The following is an 18195-nucleotide window of genomic DNA, read 5'->3' on the forward strand; positions in this document are numbered from 1 at the left end:
AGCTTGGGAAGGAACGGTATGCGCTTATGAATATTACGAAACGACAATCTGACATCGTAGAGTATCTTTTGGAGCAGCCCCAAGAGGTTACGGCCGGGGAAATTGCTGAGAAGATCAATGTCAGCACAAGGACGGTTCATCGGGAACTTGGCGCAGTTGAGTGTTGGTTGGCGGCTCATGAGGTAAAGCTGGAGAAAAAATCAGGGATCGGTATCTATGTGGATGCCGGCCCGACTCAGCTTGCAAGTCTGCGGGAGCAATTACTGCATACGAAGTCAGACGAATACTCGGCTGAGGAGAGAAAAATTGTAGTTCTGTGCATGCTGCTGGATACACAGGAGCCGATCAAGCTGCTGGCGCTAGCATCGGATTTGAGAGTCACAGTAACTACGGTCAGTCATGATCTGGACGAATTACAAGGCTGGATCGCAGATCGAGGGCTCGTGCTTGTGCGCAGACGGGGATACGGTGTCGAGATTACAGGCCGGGAGATAGACAAAAGACGGGCGATTTCTGAGCTTGCTCTCGAATATTTGGATGAATCGGATCTGTTTTCCGGCCGAGAGGAGCTTCGTCCCGTAACACGTGTCACAAAAAAATTGCTGGAGATGATTGGCAGAGAGAATCTGCTAACCGTGGAGAATGTTCTCTGGCAGCCTCATGATCAATGGCTGAAAAACATGGTGGAAAGCAAATATATGGAACTGCTGATTCAAATTTGCGTTTCTCTGGCACGTCTGCGCCTTGGGTACGTTGTGGATCATCGTCTCTCGTATTCGAAAACAGATTCAGAGGAGAATATCATGCTGCGCACAGCTATGGTGGAGCGTATATGCGCAGAGTTGTCAGCGGCGCTGGATATTGAATTTCCAGAACCGGAACGATGTTATTTCGGGTTGCTGTTCCGTGATGCTGAGGATCATTCCACCCGCTTGCTGCCACTTGATGATCTTGTACTGCTGGAGTCGGTTCATGAGTTGATTCGTCGTGTAGAGGCAGAGACAGGCACACCATTAGCAGAGGATCGTGTCCTGCGTGAAGGGCTGATTGCCCATATGGCTCCAGTATTCAAACGTTTGAGGGAAGGGAGAGCGATCCGCAACCCTCTCCTTCAGCAAATTCGCAAGGATTACGGCAGCTTGTTCGACTCGGTCAAAAAGGCTGCGGCGGATATGACGGAAATGGAAGTACCAGATGAAGAGATCGGATTTCTGGTCATGCATTTTGGCGCTTCGTTGGAGCGGCTGCGACAATTGCAGCGGGAGGTTCGAGCAATCGTAGTCTGCACGAGCGGAATTGGGTCTTCCAGACTTCTGGCAACAAGACTGGCCAAGGAGCTGCCACAGATCAAAATCGTGGATAGGGCCTCATGGTACGAGGCAACGCGGATTCCCAAGGAGGATTATGATCTGATCATTTCGACAGTGGAGCTGCCGCTTGAGCCGGATCGGTATCTTAAAATCAGCCCGCTGCTGACGCAAGAGGAGAGTGACCGCCTGCGTCATTTCATCCAGCATATTACACTCAATCAACTCAGTGATCATCGTCAGGAACAGGCTGTTCTCCCCGGCCAGGGCATGGAGTGGCTTACAGGACTACGGAAAAGTCTTGAGGAGATTGTGCACATTGTACAGCAATTTCAAGTGTATCCACTGGAAAATCGAGGGATGGATATGCCAGCTACCATAGAGGCTATATGCATGTTGGAGGCAGGGCGGGGAAATGTCACAGAGCCTTCTGTTGTTGCTGAACAGCTTATGGAAAGAGAGCGCCAAGGTAGTCAGGTGATTGCTGATACCTCCGTTGCTTTAATTCATACACGCAGTCCCAATATTCTCCAGCCTTCGCTGACCTTGTATAAGCTGGCTGAGCCGCTGTTGGCGGATGTAGACGAACAGGTAGAATGCGTTCTGCTGATGTTGGGACCTCGTGAGTTACCGAAAGAAAGCTTGGAAGTATTGAGCGAGATTAGTGCATTACTGCTGCAGGAAGACATGATTACACTACTGGAACACGGTAGCAGAGATCAGATTGCCAATTATATATCGACTGAGCTGGCTGAATTTTTTCACAGTAAATTAGGGACAGGGAGGAACCTACCGTGAGTATTATGACGATAGACAAAATAAAAATGAACGCAACCGCCAAAGACAAATATGAGGCGATTCGTATGGCAGGACAAATCCTGCTGGATGCAGGACATATTACAACTGAGTACATTGACAAGATGCTTGAACGCGAGGAGATTGTATCCACCTATATCGGGAACGGGCTGGCTATTCCACATGGTACCAAGGAATCTAAGACACTTGTTCAATCCACTGGTATCTCCATCGTTCAGTTCCCGCAAGGCGTAGATTTCGGGGAAGAAAAAGCATACATGGTGATCGGCATTGCAGCCCAAGGCGGCGATCATATGGAGATTTTGACAAGTATCGCAGTGGTATGTGCGGAGGAAGAAAACATGGACAAACTTCGCAACGCGGTGATCCCACAGGAAATTATAGATCTGTTCGAAAGTGAGCTGGAGCTATGAGAGCCGTCCACTTTGGAGCAGGAAATATCGGTCGCGGCTTTATTGGGCTGATTCTGTCGCGTGCAGGCTATGAGGTTGTTTTTTCAGATGTCAACGAGACACTTGTATCTGAGTTACGACGCCGCAAGCAATATACTGTTGAGTTGGCGAATGATACGAAGGATACGGAGACGGTAACGAATGTAACCGCGATTGACGGCAGAGATGCATCCGCTGTAGCGGATGCAGTAAACCATGCTGATCTGGTAACGACCGCAGTCGGGGTTAGCATCCTCAGGCATATTGCAGCAGGTATTGCCGAGGGGATAGCGCGGCGGGTGGAGCGAGGGGCAGGCCCGCTGCATGTGATCGCTTGCGAAAATGCAATTGGAGGCAGCACCCAACTGAAAGAGTATGTTTTTGCGCTACTGGATGAGGCGACTCGTGCCAAGGCAGAGGCTTCGGTATATTTCCCCAATGCTGCTGTAGACCGGATTGTGCCGATCCAGCATCATGAGGACCCGTTGCATGTGCAGGTAGAGCCTTTTTACGAGTGGGTGGTGGATCGCTCGCAAATGGCACCTGACCATGAAGAAATCGAAGGCATTCTTTACGTGCAGGATCTGGAGCCTTATATTGAACGCAAGTTGTTTACGGTGAATACGGGGCATTGCGTGGCGGCCTATATTGGTTATACCGCAGGTTATGCCACGATCCAGGAGGCCATGAAGGATACCAAGGTGGTAGATTCAATCGAAGGGGCGCTGGAGGAAACAGGAGCGGTGCTTGTAAAGCGATTTGGCTTGAATCAAGGGGAGCATAAGAAGTACATCTCTAAGATTCTGGATCGCTTCCGCAATCCTAATCTGACAGACGAGGTTACTCGGGTCGGACGTTCACCGCTTCGCAAGCTGTCTCCCAATGACCGTCTTGTACGTCCCGCGCTGCAAGCACAGGAGTATGGTATCCGGACCGATCATCTGGCGTTAGGAATGGCTGCTGCCTGCAAATTTGATATTACGGAAGACCCCGAAGCAGTTGAGCTTCAGCAGGTGATTCGCAGCCAAGGGGTGAGTGTAGCGCTGACACGTTATACGTCCATACCTGCAGATAACCCGTTACATCGGCAGGTATTGGAGCAATATGATATTATAAGTTCATAAAACAACGCAATAACACGCACTTATTTCAATCATCCTCTTGAAGACCAAACATCTACATGAGCACAAAAGTGTTCTGTAGAGTTGAGCTTCAAGAGGATTTTTATATGCGTGATTTACATCACATAACAACCTGACTAAATTATATATATTGATAATGATTATCATTATCCATAAAATATCATTAACAATATATATATTAGGGGGATTATAGTGAAACCGATTTATATTACCTTAGGGTTTTTATTTTTGGCACTTGGAGTTATTGGCGTAGTGGTGCCGTTGCTGCCGACTACACCGTTTCTGCTGCTGGCAACCTTTTTCTTTATGCGGGGGTCAGAAAGGATTCATGAGTGGTTTTCAAATACGTCTCTGTATCAAAAATATCTGGAAAGTTTTGTTCAAACCAGGTCGTTGAAGCTGTCCACAAAAATTACGTCATTGGGCTTAGCGTCAGCTATGCTGATTACAGGATTTATCTTTACACCCATTATGTGGGGGAAGATACTCATCGTTTTGGTCATCCTGTTCAAATATTATTATTTTATATTTCGAGTCGGAACTGTGAGGGCAACTGAGGCAGAAACTCCGTCTTTAACTGAAAGCGCCCCTACCCCAAAAAAAAAGTCTAAAATGGTCGATAGTCGGCTGCTTGGCCTGGTGGAGCATTCTCGAAAATATATCATCTTGGGTGTGCTTGTACAGTGGATCGGTCTTTTAGGGAGTATAGCCGCTGTTTTGTCTATGGCCTTTGTGATGCAGCAAGCATGGGAGGGACAAGTGACTCGCAAGCTGATTCTATTCATGACGGTCATTGTTATGGCTGCCATTGCAGTTCGCTTTCTGAGTAATTATGCAGCCAGTATGTTGTCCTATCGGGCTTCAATAAATGCTAAAAAAACGCTGCGCTCACAGATTTACGGCAAGCTGCTAAAGCTGGGGCCCTCTTATACAGATCATACTTCCACTTCGGGGGTTATTCAGGTTGCTGTAGAAGGGGTGGAGCAGCTTGAGACCTATTTTGGAAGATATATGCCTCAGCTATTCTATAGTCTGCTTGCGCCTGTAACGTTGTTCATCACCCTCTCTTTTGTCAGCTTCAAAGCGGCTATTATTCTATTAATCTGTGTTCCCTTAATTCCAGTGTCCATTATTGTCATTATGAGGATGGCTAAAAAGCTGTTTCGAAAATATTGGGGCAGCTATGTCAATCTGGGCCACAGTTTTTTGGAAAATGTACAAGGTCTGACCACGCTCAAAATTTACGGGGCAGACCAGGATAAACATCAGGAGATGAACACAGCGGCTGAGGATTTTCGCAAAATGACGATGAAAGTCCTGACTATGCAGTTAAACTCCGTGGCTGTCATGGATCTTATCGCATTTGGTGGTGCCGCCGCAGGTGTGCTGGTCGCGGTAAGCGAATATTCTTCAGGTCATATTGGCTTGGCGGGAGCGCTCATCATTGTTTTGCTGTCGGCAGAGTTTTTCATTCCGCTGCGTCTGCTCGGTTCCTACTTTCATATCGCCATGAACGGAATGGCAGCAAGCGACAAAATATTTCAAATGTTGAGTACAGAGGATTTTATACAAGGACAACAAAGCATAGAAGCCACAGACATTCAACTGGAACGGGTAAATTTTGCTTACGATGAAAGAGATACCTTACGAAATATATCCATGAATATCCCTCAAGGCAGCTTTGTTTCCATTGTTGGAGAATCAGGTTCAGGTAAAAGTACGATAGCCGGATTGATCGTTGGACATCATGAGGGCTATCAAGGAAGCCTGAAGATCGGAGGAACCGAACTGACCTCCATTACGGAAGAAAGCCGCATGCGTCATATGACCTGGATCGGTTTTAACAGCTACATTTTTAAAGGCACTGTAGAAGCGAATTTGAGAATGGGGAATGAGCACGCGGATGAGCAACAAATGCTGGAAGCGTTGCGGCAAGTGAAGCTGTATGATTTTATTCTCTCCGAAGGGGGACTGGAAGCAGAGATAGAGGAGCAGGGAGCGAATTGGTCTGGAGGACAGCGCCAACGGCTAGCACTGGCCAGAGCGTTGCTGCACGATAGTCATGTGTATATTTTTGATGAGGCCACCTCTAACATTGACGTTGAGAGTGAGGAAGGCATCATGGAGGTCATACATGCACTGGCAGGTCAAAAAACAGTGATTCTCATCTCTCACAGACTGGAAAACGTGATCCAATCTGACTGCATTTATGTGCTGCAAAATGGTTTGGTGGCAGAATCCGGAACGCATCAGGAGCTGTTGAGCCAGCAGGGACATTATGCGGAGATGTATCTCAGTCAGCATAGGATGGAACAGTTTGTGAAAGTAGGTGCTGTATATGCGTAGACACGGTTTACGGATTATGGGTCAATTGTTGGTCTTGGCAGGGCCTCTTTTACCTGTGCTGCTCATTACGATTGTTACAGGAGTGCTTGGTTTTGTGTGTGCTATTGGCATTATTGTGTATGGGGCCCTTGCCTTACTGACAGCAACGGGCATCACGACAGGCTACAGCATGACATTTTTGCTGACTGCCATCGTGCTATGTGCTGTATTACGCGGCGTATTTCGTTATGGCGAGCAAATGAGCGGTCATTATCTCGCTTTCAAGCTGCTGGCCGTGCTGCGTGACAAGGTGCTTCAAGCCTTGCGCAGATTGGCTCCAGCCAAGCTTGAAGGCAAGGACAAAGGGAATCTGATTTCGCTGATTACAAGTGATATTGAGCTATTGGAAGTATTTTATGCGCATACGATAGCGCCTGTTATGATCGGCATTATTACTTCACTGCTTATGGTGTTTTTTATAGGCTCTTATGAGCCTTTACTAGGCGGGATCGCTGCGCTTGCTTACATAACCGTCGGTTTATTCATTCCTCTGCTTACGTCACGTATGGGCAAACGTCAAGGGATGGAATACCGAAGTAGCTTCGGCCAGCTGAGTAGTTATTTTTTGGACAGTTTACGCGGGATGAAGGAAATTGTTCAATATGGACAAGGGGAACAACGATTAAATGAAATTAACCGTCGTACGGATCAGTTGGATGCCAAGCAGAAGGACTTGAAGCATCACGAAGGCATCACAAGAGCGATCACAGATGCGGCTGTAGTCGGATTTTCATTCTTGATGCTGCTAGCTGGATTGTATGGCATGTCTAAGGGGCAGATGGATTTTACAAGTATGCTGATTTCAGTCATTGCCCTGTTTAGTTCATTTGGTCCGGTGGTCGCGCTGAGCAATTTGTCTAACAATTTGCTTCAGACGCTGGCAAGCGGGGAACGAGTGCTGAGTTTGCTGGAGGAGACCCCGGAGGTAGAAGAAAATATGGATGGAATGACTGTTGGCTTTACTGGAGCGCAGATAGATAAGGTGACTTTTGCATACGATGGTCAAACGGTGCTGAAGGACGTAAGTCTCACGATACCGCCCAAGCGAATTATAGGTATTCAGGGTAAAAGCGGCTCCGGCAAGTCAACGTTGTTGAAGTTGCTGATGCGATTCAGGGACCCGCAACAAGGTGGAATTTTGCTATCTGAACACGATTTAAAGGACATTGAGACCCGACATTTAAGAAGCTTGCAAAGCTACGTCGATCAGCATACATTCCTGTTTGATGATTCCATTGCAGCTAATATCAAAATTGGAAAGCCTGATGCTACACATCAACAGGTTGTAGAAGCAGCCCGTAAGGCATCAGTGCACGATTTTATTATGACATTGCCTCAAGGATATGACAGCCGAGTTGGAGAGTTGGGGGACAGGCTGTCTGGTGGAGAACGTCAGCGCTTGGGACTGGCCAGAGCCTTTGTTCATGATGCGCCCCTCTTACTGCTGGACGAACCTACTAGCAATTTGGACAGTTTGAACGAAGCGATTATTTTAAAATCGTTAAAAGAACAGCAGCAAGATAAAACGATTATCCTTGTTTCGCATCGAAGCTCTACTATGCGAATGGCTGACGAAATTTTTCAAATGGATAACCGCCGACTCTCCTGAAAATGGTACATGGTTTAGCATGCTTTTTTCAGTCTAGTCTATAAGTGATAAAAGCTAGAAAATAAATGTGATGCTTTGGAGGCGAAAGCTGTAGCCTGTTCATCGTTTTGTCATAAAATGGAGTGTGCGTGTTGAAATGAGAGTGTCATCCTTATTTAATTCATCCAGCTTTTCAAGCTTGTCTTATTTTGATAGCCTATGAGGTGAGGATTTTGCAAATCCTGAGGTATATTGACAAGTCATAAACATCATAAATGATGGATGAACAGAGGCTATAAGCCGATGTATAAAAATGGGTGGTGAACAGGAATGTCTGATTTCAATCAGCTCAAGGGACTTGAGCACACAGCATATCCCATATATGAAGGCTATGATTTGGGTCTTACTTATACGCCTGCGGGCAGCAAATTTAAGGTATGGGCACCGACTGCACAGCAGGTTCATATAGCGTTGTATACCGACGCAGGGGTGTACGATCAGGAAGGAATCGTTCAGGAGCACGGTGGTGGTCAGGAATTTCTAATGAGCCGTGATGATCAAGGTGTATGGTCTATCGAACTGGAAGGCGACTGGAACAGATATTATTACATGTACAGGCTGGAGTGGGTGGACCACACCATTCATTATGCTGCCGATCCATATGCCAGAGCGGTATCAGCCAATGGGCAACGTACGGCTATCATTGATTTGGATCGAACCAACCCGGATGGATGGGAACAGGATGAGGGGCCTGTACTTGAGCGTGCGACGGATGCCATTATCTATGAGCTTCATGTGCGTGATTTTTCGATGGACCCCCATTTTAATACGGGTATAAAAGATTTATCTGCCGCTCAGGGGCGGTTTGCAGCCTTTACGTATACGGGATTAACGGATTCCGAGGGTAACCGTATCGGACTGGATCATTTGCTGGAGCTGGGCATTACACATGTTCATTTGCTTCCCGTGGCTGACTTTCATACGGTGAATGACTTTTCGGAATTAGGAACTGAATATAACTGGGGCTATGATCCGCAGCACTATAATGTGCCGGAGGGGTCCTACTCTTCCAATCCAGCTGATCCGGAGGCGCGTATACGCGAGTTGAAATTGCTGGTACAGTCTCTGCATGCGGCCGGCATCGGTGTCATTATGGACGTCGTGTACAATCATACGTATTCGGTGGAAAAGGGTCCGTTTGAGCCAGTTGTACCAGGATATTATTACCGTACAGATGAGCAAGGGAAGCTCACCAATGGATCAGGTGTAGGTAATGAGATGGCAACCGAACGTCCGATGGTGCGCAAGTATATCAAGGATTCACTGCGCTATTGGGCAGAGGAATATCATATAGATGGCTTCCGGTTTGATTTGATGGCGTTGATTGATACACCGACTGTAGAGCAGCTTACTCGAGAACTTCGCTCTGAGATACGTCCCGATCTGCTGATCTATGGTGAGCCTTGGACAGGAGGAGAGTCCCCTCAGCCTTTGCTTACATTAAAAGGAACGCAGCGGGATAAGGGTTTTGCCGTTTTTAATGACAATTACCGTTCTGCCATTAAGGGAGATAGCGACGGTACAGGAAGCGGGTTTGCTACGGGTGCGGAAAATCAGGAGGAACGGGTACTTCAAGGTGCTTTTGGAGCTATTTATGATTTCACAGCTCAGCCATCAGAGACCGTCAATTATGTAACGGCCCACGATAATCTCAATTTGTGGGATAAAATTTTGACGGTGAGACATTTGCGGGAGCATTGTCGTTTTCCGCAATGGGAGCAGGGGAACCCCAAAGATGGAAGGACAGCCGAACAAGCCGTAGCCGAAGCAGACCCGTATCAGGAGATGGATGAAAGTAACCTACTTGAAAACGAAACTGTACGTAAGTCCCTGTTAGCTAACGGAATGGTTCTGACATCGCAAGGCATTCCTTTTATCCATGCAGGGGATGAACTGCTGCGTTCCAAATATGGAGACCATAACAGCTACCGAAGCTCTGATGTGGTGAACGCCATCCGTTGGAATCACAAGGCGAGGTTTCGACCTGTGTTTGATTACTACAAAGGCTTAATTGCTTTGCGGCGCAGTCACCCGGCATTCCGTATAGATCAGCGTGAGCTGGTGGAGCAGCATATGGAAGTCCTACAAAGCAATGGGCATGTGGTCGCTTTTGCCTTGAGGCATCATGCTAACGGCGATGCCTGGAATCATATTGTGGTGATTTATAACGGTTCGGATACAGAACAGACCATATCATTGCCTGCGGAATCGGACCGTTGGCATGTGGTCGTGGATGCACACGGGGCCGGGAATGAGACACGGTATGAGGTGGTAGGCCATCGTGTGACGGTATCGCGCTGGTCGATGATGGTGTTGTATGATCAGGATGGACCTCCGCAAGCCTCCTTTTTGACCGAGCAAGGTCAAGCCAACGAGCAAATGGATAACAAAACGAAAGGCTTGGATGAGGGGACAAATCAAGAGATTGCAGGTACAGCAATGACAGATGCCCAGCTAGGAAACGATAGAGAGGTTATTCCATTCCGCACAATTGAATTGATCTACGAGCGTGCAGATCGGCAATACTCTGGCTGGAATGTGTGGGTATGGGGCACCGGGCACCAGGACGGACATGTTGAATTTCATGATTGGGATAATGGTCGGGCAGTAGCCCGCATTCGGGTGGCTCCTGATGTACAGCGAATTGGCTACATTGTCCGCCTGAATCACTGGGATGCCAAGGATGTGGAGGCAGATCGATATATTGATGTAGATCTGACCCAGTCTGTGATGCAGGTATTGATTCATAGTGGCAGAGAGGAATATTTATTACTAGTTAACGATAGTCGGGCGGGATAGACTTGTATGCCTGGTTGTCATATATACACGAGAAAATAGCATTTTTCGATCATTTCGAGAAATGCTATTTTTTTATGCAAATGTGCGTCACTTTCAGAAAAAAGGGGTAAAATAGAATTATGGACTTGTTTAGTTTTGCCAGCTTGCTGGCTCATATTCTGTAGTACGACTGGTAAACCAAGCAAGATTCTTGGAGGAAAATCATTTGTAAGGTAACCTGAAGGAGGTTGTATATCATGAGTTCTAATGGAGGAAGTATTCAACTAACCGCCCAGCCGAGAACAGAGAAGAAGGGTTCGGCCATTCGTGGATTAAGGTTAAAAGGACGGATTCCAGCTGTGGTTTACGGCTCTGAAATCGAGGGAACCCCTGTACATGTCGATGCCAAGGAATTTAATAAAGTAGTCAGAACCGGACGTTCAGAGGTTTTTAATCTCACAGTAGAAGGCGGAGAAACGATCCCAGTAATTATTAAAGATTATCAACAGCGTGACAACCAATGGTTGCATGCCGATTTTTTAAAAATTTCCAAAAACAAACCGCTTCGCGTGCGTGTTTCTATTGATTATCAGGGAACCCCTGTAGGTACAAAAACAGGCGGTATCCTGCAAGTTCAAGAAACAGAAGTCGAAGTTGAAGGTTTGCCTTCTGACTTGCCGTCCACAATTGAAGTGGATGTATCCGCACTGGATATTGGCGACAAGCTGAGCGCAAGCGACTTAAAGCTTCCTAAAGGTGTGACGCTGCATGTCTCTGAAGAGGAGCAGCTGGCATCCGTGATCGTGCCGCGTGCAGTCGAGGTAGAGAATGCTGCTGTGGAAGGTGATGCAGCGGCAACTGAAGGCGCTGAAGAGGCTTCCGAAAACAAGGAATCTTAATGAAGTCAGCAGGCATATTGAACGTTGGCTGATTAAAGAAGATGATCAAACCGTGAGCTAAAAACCGTTCCCTGTTAGGGGGCGGTTTTTCTCTTTAAAGCACGACCATCATTCAATACGCGTTCTGATATGACGATATATATAGTATGGCATTTACATTTTTATTTTATAAATACCTAATATATATCTAAGGAGCGCGTACGCAATCATGGACAGAACGAATGAATTGTTGTGGCAAAGAAACAAATTGGTGATCATTATTTTTTGGATTATGACTTTGAGCAGCATCATCCCGGCAGTATCTAATCCCTCGATGTGGGTATCTAGTGGTGTAGGATTTGTAGTCGCGGCAGTTTTGACAATTCTGAATATGAAAAAGAAAGGAATCCGTCTTATTCCTTGGATTATTACATTTTATAGTGCATTAATATGTATATTTGTGAACTTGTCTAGCGTGGATGTAGTAGTTTCGATCTTTATCTGCTCATTGTTGTTGCTCTACCCATCTTACCGATATTTTCTGGTAACCATGACCTTAAATCTGTGTAATATTTTTGTACAAATTACGATCGGTACGCCCGCAACTCCCCAGGCTACCGGTTCTTTGCGTTATGTGCATGAGTTTATCATTGTTTTACTGATTGGTTTGCTACTGTTAGTGGTATCGGTGTTAAATCAAAAGCAGTTTCAGAAAACGGAAGAGCAAAATAAAGATATGGAGGCAACAAGGCAACGGATTGAATTCTTGTTTGAGCAAGTTAGACAAGCTGTAGCTGGATTGCATAGCTTTACAGAACGATTCAGGAATCAAGTGGATGCTACAGGCAACGTGACGAATGAAGTTGCTATCGGGTTTCAGGAGGTCGCTAAAGGCGTAGAAATGCAAGCTTCGAATATCACTGAGGTAACCGATAACTTGGCTCAGTCTGATCAGCACGTGCGCGAGGTTGCCGATCATTCCCGAGAACTGAAGCAGCTCTCCGAAGATACGAAAAATGCCGGGGGTAGAGGGAGCAGTCAACTACTTGCACTAACATCTCAAATTAAGGATTTGGGTCGGGTGATGAGTCGTACCAAAGAAGAATTAGATGAGTTTAAAGTGCAGAGTGACAATATGTCTTCCATGCTTAAAGATATTACTCAAATCTCAAAGCAAACCAATTTGCTGTCCTTGAATGCATCCATTGAGGCTGCCAGAGCGGGAGAGCATGGGAAAGGATTTGCGATTGTGGCTGGAGAAGTGCGTAATTTGGCTGAAATGGTTGGAAACACCTCAGTGGCGATGGAAGGTATTTTGGAGCAGCTGAGAACTCAGATGGATTCTGTTGTAAGTCAATTTGACATGGGACAGGAAAGATTACAGCAAAGTATGGAGTCGGCACATTCGACCGAAATTGTACTGGAGGATATCCTGCAAAATGCCAATAAAGTATTGGTGCAGGCCGTGGAGGTAGAGTCCAGTACGAATAGTATGCAGCAATTTTCGTCTCAGGTCGTTCAAGAGATGATGGAATTTTCCAGTGCGACAGAACAAGCAAGTGCAGCGTCAGAGCAAATTTTGGCTGGAGTAGAGGAGCAGCAAAATATAACCTCCAATATGGTGGCGGGATTTAGTGAGCTGGAGGCATTGATTATTCAGTTGAAAGAGCTGGTGCATGATCAGAATGAGGGCGGCAGTTCTAGCAAAATCAGCAAAAGTAAATAACCGAAAAGCTTCATCAGCGGACTAGAGATCCGGGGCTTATCGCTAACAAGCGGTATCCCCGGTTTTTTACTGTGTTTAAGAAGAAGGGAAATGAAGTGGGAAGTTTTAGAAGCTATAATTAGATGGAAGTTGATGGTATAATTTGTGGCAGTTTAAATGCTTTGTAACAAGGGGGAGTGGCTATGATGATGGGAAAGCAAGCACCTAAATTAAAAGCTGGAGACGAGATACGCATTCTTTCGCCATCCAGAAGCTTGTCTATTGTTTCTGAGGAAAATCGCCTGATTGCCCAGCATAGGCTGGAGGCGCTTGGGTTTAAAGTGAGCTTTTCACAGCATGTGCTGGAAAACGATGATTTTGCATCTTCTTCGATAGAGTCTAGAGTAGCTGACTTGCACGAAGCTTTTATCGATCCGAAGGTAAAGGGCATCCTGACCTCAATTGGGGGCTATAATGCCAATCAGCTCCTTGCCCATCTGGATTATGATCTGATCAGCGCTCATCCTAAACGATTTTGTGGTTATTCGGATATAACGGTGTTAAGCCATGCGATTTATGCTAAGACGGGGCTTATCACGTATGCGGGACCTCATTTTTTGACGTTCGCCATGTTGCGAGGAAATGAGTATACGATGACTTATTTCCAAAGGTTAATGTTGGAAGAGGGCAGCATTCAAATCCAATCTTCATCGGAGTGGAGTGACGATACTTGGTATCTGGATCAGGATAAAAGAAGCTTTCACCATAATGCGGGTCCATATGCGATTCATGAAGGAGAAGCAGAGGGTACGATTGTGGGTGGAAACTTGTGTACCCTGAATTTGTTACAGGGAACCCCATACATGCCAAGTCTAAAAGGAACCATAGTGTTTGTTGAGGATGATTACGAAAGCTCTCCCGCTACATTTGACCGGGATTTGCAATCATTGTTGCACCAGCCTGGATTTGATCAGGTTAAAGGAATCATCATAGGACGATTTCAGAAGGCGTCTCATATGACAGAAGAATTGCTGCGGCAAATCATTCGCTCGAAAAGAGAATTGGCCTCTATACCGGTGATTGCAGATGCCGATTTTGGCCACACCACGCCGCAGTTTACATATCCGATTGGCGGAAAGGCGCTTATTCGTGCCCGTAATGGCAGGGTGAGGATTGAAATATGTGAGTAGTGGTAGGCATATCCGTTTTTATTTGGGAGGAACGCATGTGAACGCCTTGTTGGAAATGCTGATGCAGCTATTTGAGCGCGCGGCATTGTTGCTGATTTGTTTGTTTTTTATTACACGTATCCCCCGGTTTAAGGAAACCTTGCAGAAGAACAGTCATTCTCCGGCAGAGCTGACGTTACTAACATTGATTTTCTGTATGTTTGCACTGTTTGGTACCTACACCGGGATTGAAGTTGAAGGCTCGCTGGTTAACGTTCGGATTATCGCAATTATGGCGGGCGGAATTTTATTTGGACCCTGGGTTGGGATCATTACAGGTATTGTATCTGGGATTCATCGTTATCTGATTGATATCGGGGGAATCACCTCGATTCCGTGTCTGATTACAAGTATTCTGGCAGGTGGGGTGTCAGGATATATCGGTCGCCGGGTCAATCGTTCCAAGAGATGGCTGGTCGGTATCGCCGCAGGTATGGTCTGTGAAGCGTTGACGATGCTGCTCATTCTGGTGATGGCCCAACCTCATGGTCTTGGTGTCGACATCGTTTCCAAGATCGGTCTACCCATGATTATCGGAGAAGTCAGTATCGGTTTAATCGTACTATTAATCCAGAGTGTGGAAGGGGAAAAGGAGAATATCGCGGCCAGACAGGCCAAGCTGGCATTGGATATTGCCAACAAGACGTTGCCTTATTTTCGTTCCATTAATGCGGAATCCTTGCATACGATTTGCTCAATTATAAAAGAAGACATCAAGGCAGATGCGGTGGCGATTACGGATACCAGAGATGTGCTGGCTTACGTCGGTTTTGGCGAAGAACGCTATCATATCGGGGATGAAATCATTAGCGATGTGACTAAATCGACGATCCGTAGCGGTAAAATCACGATCCGCAACCATATCGCTGACGACAAAACGCCCCAAATCCAGTCTCTGCTCATTATCCCGTTAGAGGAGCGGGGAGAAGTAACCGGAACCCTGAAGATTTACTACCGAAAAGCTTATAAAATTACGTATCCGCTGCAGACGATGGCGATTGGCTTGTCTCAGATCATTTCCACGTTAATGGAAGTGTCGCGTGTGGAGCAAATTAAGGAAGCGGCGAATAAGGCCGAGTTAAAGGCACTCCAGACGAAGATCAATCCTCATTTTCTATTCAACGCATTGAACGCCATTGCCTCAACGACGCGCACCAAACCGGACAAGGCGCGAGAACTGATCATCAATTTGTCAGGCTATCTGCGTTATAATTTGGAGTTGAATGATGATTTGATCGAAATTCACAAGGAGCTTCAGCAGGTGTCGGATTACGTAGAAATTGAAAAAGCGCGCTTCGGCAATCGGCTTCAGGTGGAGTATGTAATGGATGAGGTGTCAGTGCGTATTCCGAGCCTAATTATCCAACCCCTGGTTGAGAATGCAATTAATCATGGAATCCTCAAGAAAAAGGGACCAGGTACAGTAACCATTTCTGTAAAGGATCGTGGCGAAAAAGTGCGTATTTCTGTGGCTGATACCGGGGTGGGTATACGGGACGATGTTGTGGATAACCTATATCATGATCAAGTTCCAGCTAAACAGATCGGCTTGTACAATGTGCACAGAAGACTCAAGCTTATGTATGGTGAAGGAGTAATTATTCTTAAACATGATCCAGGCACCGAAGTTTATTTTGACATACCAAAGGAGAAGTCATGAAGGCCATAATTGTAGAAGACGAACTTCCAGCACGTGAAGAGCTGGAGTATCTTATTCAGACTCATAGCAGCATTGAGGTGACCGATAGTTTTGAGGATGGGCTGGATGTGTTCCGGTTTCTGCAAGATCAGGAAACGGATGCGATCTTTCTGGACATTAACATTCCTTCATTGGACGGGATGTTGTTGGCACAGAACATTAGCAAATTTGCTAAAAAGCCCTATATTATTTTTACGACCGCCTATAAAGAACATGCGGCGCAGGCTTTTGAACTGGAGGCGTTCGACTACATTCTCAAGCCATATGATGAAAAACGGATCGCATCCATGCTGCATAAGCTCGAAAATGCTTATGAGCAGCGAAACGCTCAAATACAGGAGCCTGTTCAGGCTGGGCAACCCCGAGCTGCTGAAACCAGTACCGTTGCTGCTCCGGGACGTATTAATCTGCTGAAAAATGACAAAATTATCGTAACGGATGCGAACGATATTTACTATGCGTGTGCGCAGGAAAAGGTAACTCGTGTCTTTACAAGGCACGAAGAATATACGATGCCGATGAGCATTTCGGAATTTCATGCCCGGCTGCCGCAGCAGGACTTTTTCCGTTGTCACCGATCGTACACGGTGAATCTGTCGCAGATCCGTGAGATTGTACCTTGGTTCAATCATACGTATCTCCTGCGCTTGCGTGGACTAGAAGCAGAAATTCCGGTGAGTCGCAGTAAGGCCAAGGAATTCCGGCAAATTATGCGACTTTAAAGGCATTTCATTCCGCTATATGTGCATTTCATTCCTCAAACGATTTCTGGCTGACATGCAGGGTTATAATAACCATGTAAACAGGATCCTTACAGACTTGCTCTTTCACAGACGCAAAGCGTACTGGATTCACGGTTATCATTATAACAAATGTATGCTGTAGAGCCGGAATGAAAAGAGGAGATCAATATGAAATCAAACAGCGGAAATCGCCTGCTGGTCGTACTTGGAACGATTATTGTCCAGATGGGCTTAGGTACCATTTACACATGGAGTTTATTTAATCAACCATTGGTGGACCGCTTTGGCTGGAACCTCAGTTCGGTCGCTATTACATTTTCAATTACCAGTTTTGCACTGGCGTTTGCTACGTTATTTGCAGGCAAGCTACAGGATAAATGGGGACTACGTCGTCTGATTTTGTGTGCAGGTGTCGTGTTAGGGGCAGGGCTCATGCTCAGTTCACAGGTAACTTCGTTATCCTTACTGTACATTTTGGCGGGTATTGTCGTAGGTTTTGCGGATGGAACGGCATATATTACATCACTGTCGAATCTGATTAAATGGTTTCCTGAGAAAAAAGGACTTATTTCCGGTATTTCAGTTGGGGCCTACGGAACAGGCAGTCTGATATTCAAGTATATCAACGGTTCGCTGATTCAGTCTGTTGGCGTATCGCAAGCGTTTCTGTATTGGGGAATGATCGTGCTGATCATGATCGTCGGGGGTTCTTTCCTGGTGAAAGAAGCAGTAGTCATGAATAAGCCTTCGGTACAAAATGGGGCTGTACAGCGGGACTACACCGTTAAAGAAATGCTGCGCACCAAGCAGGCATACCTACTGTTCGTCATGTTCTTTACCGCTTGTATGAGTGGTCTCTACTTGATCGGAGTGGTCAAAGATATCGGCGTACGGATGGCTGGTTTGGATGTAGCAACAGCCGCTAATGCGGTCGCTATGGTCGCTATTTTTAACACGGCGGGTCGGATTATATTAGGTGCGCTATCCGATAAGGTGGGTCGTCTGAAAGTGGTAGCAGGCGCACTTTTAACAACAGCAATTGCAGTTACAGTACTGAGTGTGATACCCCTGAATTTTGGTTTGTTCTTTGCCTGTGTAGCAGGGATTGCTTTTTGCTTCGGCGGCAATATTACAGTCTTTCCTGCCATCGTAGCTGATTTCTTCGGTTTGAAGAACCAAAGCAAAAACTATGGTATTGTGTATCAGGGCTTTGGCCTTGGTGCGCTGGCGGGGTCATTTATCGCTGCCTTGCTCGGCGGATTTATCCCGACCTTTACCACAATTGCTGTGCTGTGCGTTGTATCGTTCCTGATTGCCCTCACCATTCGCACCCCAGAACAAGGTAAAGGCAAACTGCGCAGTGAACGGAAGAAAAATGCCAACGGTGTACGCAGCATGAAGCCAGGTACAAAATTAGGTTAAACGATTTGAGAA

Annotated in this window: 12 protein-coding genes; all 12 read left to right on the top strand. The window is 46.3% G+C overall.

Going from position 1 to position 18195, the window contains the following annotated elements:
• Positions 1–26 precede the first annotated feature (26 nt).
• The 12 genes from BN1546_RS18435 to BN1546_RS18490 all read left to right on the top strand — a co-directional run bounded on the left by BN1546_RS18435 (position 27) and on the right by BN1546_RS18490 (position 18183).
• Complete coding sequence (locus tag BN1546_RS18435; RefSeq protein ID WP_090738520.1) at positions 27–2105, top strand: BglG family transcription antiterminator; 2079 nt, start codon at positions 27–29, stop codon at positions 2103–2105.
• Positions 2102–2536, top strand: coding sequence for a PTS mannitol transporter subunit IIA (locus BN1546_RS18440; protein ID WP_013372570.1), 435 nt, complete (start codon positions 2102–2104; stop codon positions 2534–2536). Before BN1546_RS18435 ends, BN1546_RS18440 begins: the two co-directional genes overlap by 4 nt.
• Entirely contained in the window at positions 2533–3678 is a 1146-nt protein-coding gene (locus BN1546_RS18445) for a mannitol-1-phosphate 5-dehydrogenase (protein ID WP_090738521.1), read from the top strand. The genes BN1546_RS18440 and BN1546_RS18445 overlap by 4 nt, the downstream gene beginning before the upstream one ends.
• 210 nt (positions 3679–3888) lie before the next feature.
• Positions 3889–6042 carry a DUF454 family protein gene (locus tag BN1546_RS18450; RefSeq protein ID WP_090738522.1) on the top strand — a complete coding sequence of 718 codons (2154 nt, stop codon included), beginning with the start codon at positions 3889–3891 and terminating at the stop codon, positions 6040–6042.
• Positions 6035–7690, top strand: coding sequence for a thiol reductant ABC exporter subunit CydC (gene cydC / locus BN1546_RS18455; protein ID WP_090738523.1), 1656 nt, complete (start codon positions 6035–6037; stop codon positions 7688–7690). The genes BN1546_RS18450 and cydC overlap by 8 nt, the downstream gene beginning before the upstream one ends.
• 309 nt (positions 7691–7999) lie before the next feature.
• Positions 8000–10528 carry a type I pullulanase gene (pulA, locus tag BN1546_RS18460; RefSeq protein WP_090738524.1) on the top strand — a complete coding sequence of 843 codons (2529 nt, stop codon included), beginning with the start codon at positions 8000–8002 and terminating at the stop codon, positions 10526–10528.
• 236 nt (positions 10529–10764) lie between these two features.
• On the top strand, positions 10765–11406 hold the full coding sequence (locus tag BN1546_RS18465; RefSeq protein WP_090738525.1) for a 50S ribosomal protein L25: 642 nt from the start codon (positions 10765–10767) through the stop codon (positions 11404–11406).
• A gap of 208 nt (positions 11407–11614) precedes the next feature.
• Positions 11615–13111, top strand: a complete 1497-nt coding sequence (locus BN1546_RS18470) for a methyl-accepting chemotaxis protein (protein ID WP_090738526.1) — start codon at positions 11615–11617, stop codon at positions 13109–13111.
• A 182-nt stretch (positions 13112–13293) separates the two neighbouring features.
• On the top strand, positions 13294–14280 hold the full coding sequence (locus BN1546_RS18475; protein WP_090738527.1) for a S66 family peptidase: 987 nt from the start codon (positions 13294–13296) through the stop codon (positions 14278–14280).
• A gap of 37 nt (positions 14281–14317) precedes the next feature.
• On the top strand, positions 14318–15979 hold the full coding sequence (locus BN1546_RS18480; protein ID WP_176702343.1) for a sensor histidine kinase: 1662 nt from the start codon (positions 14318–14320) through the stop codon (positions 15977–15979).
• Positions 15976–16740, top strand: coding sequence for a LytR/AlgR family response regulator transcription factor (locus BN1546_RS18485; protein ID WP_013372559.1), 765 nt, complete (start codon positions 15976–15978; stop codon positions 16738–16740). Before BN1546_RS18480 ends, BN1546_RS18485 begins: the two co-directional genes overlap by 4 nt.
• 189 nt (positions 16741–16929) lie before the next feature.
• Positions 16930–18183: an L-lactate MFS transporter gene (locus BN1546_RS18490; RefSeq protein ID WP_040103093.1), complete on the top strand. Its 1254-nt coding sequence runs from the start codon at positions 16930–16932 to the stop codon at positions 18181–18183.
• Positions 18184–18195: the final 12 nt, after the last annotated feature.

This window comes from Paenibacillus sp. Mc5Re-14, assembly GCF_001049835.1.
Classification (GTDB): Bacteria; Bacillota; Bacilli; order Paenibacillales; family Paenibacillaceae; genus Paenibacillus; species Paenibacillus polymyxa_C.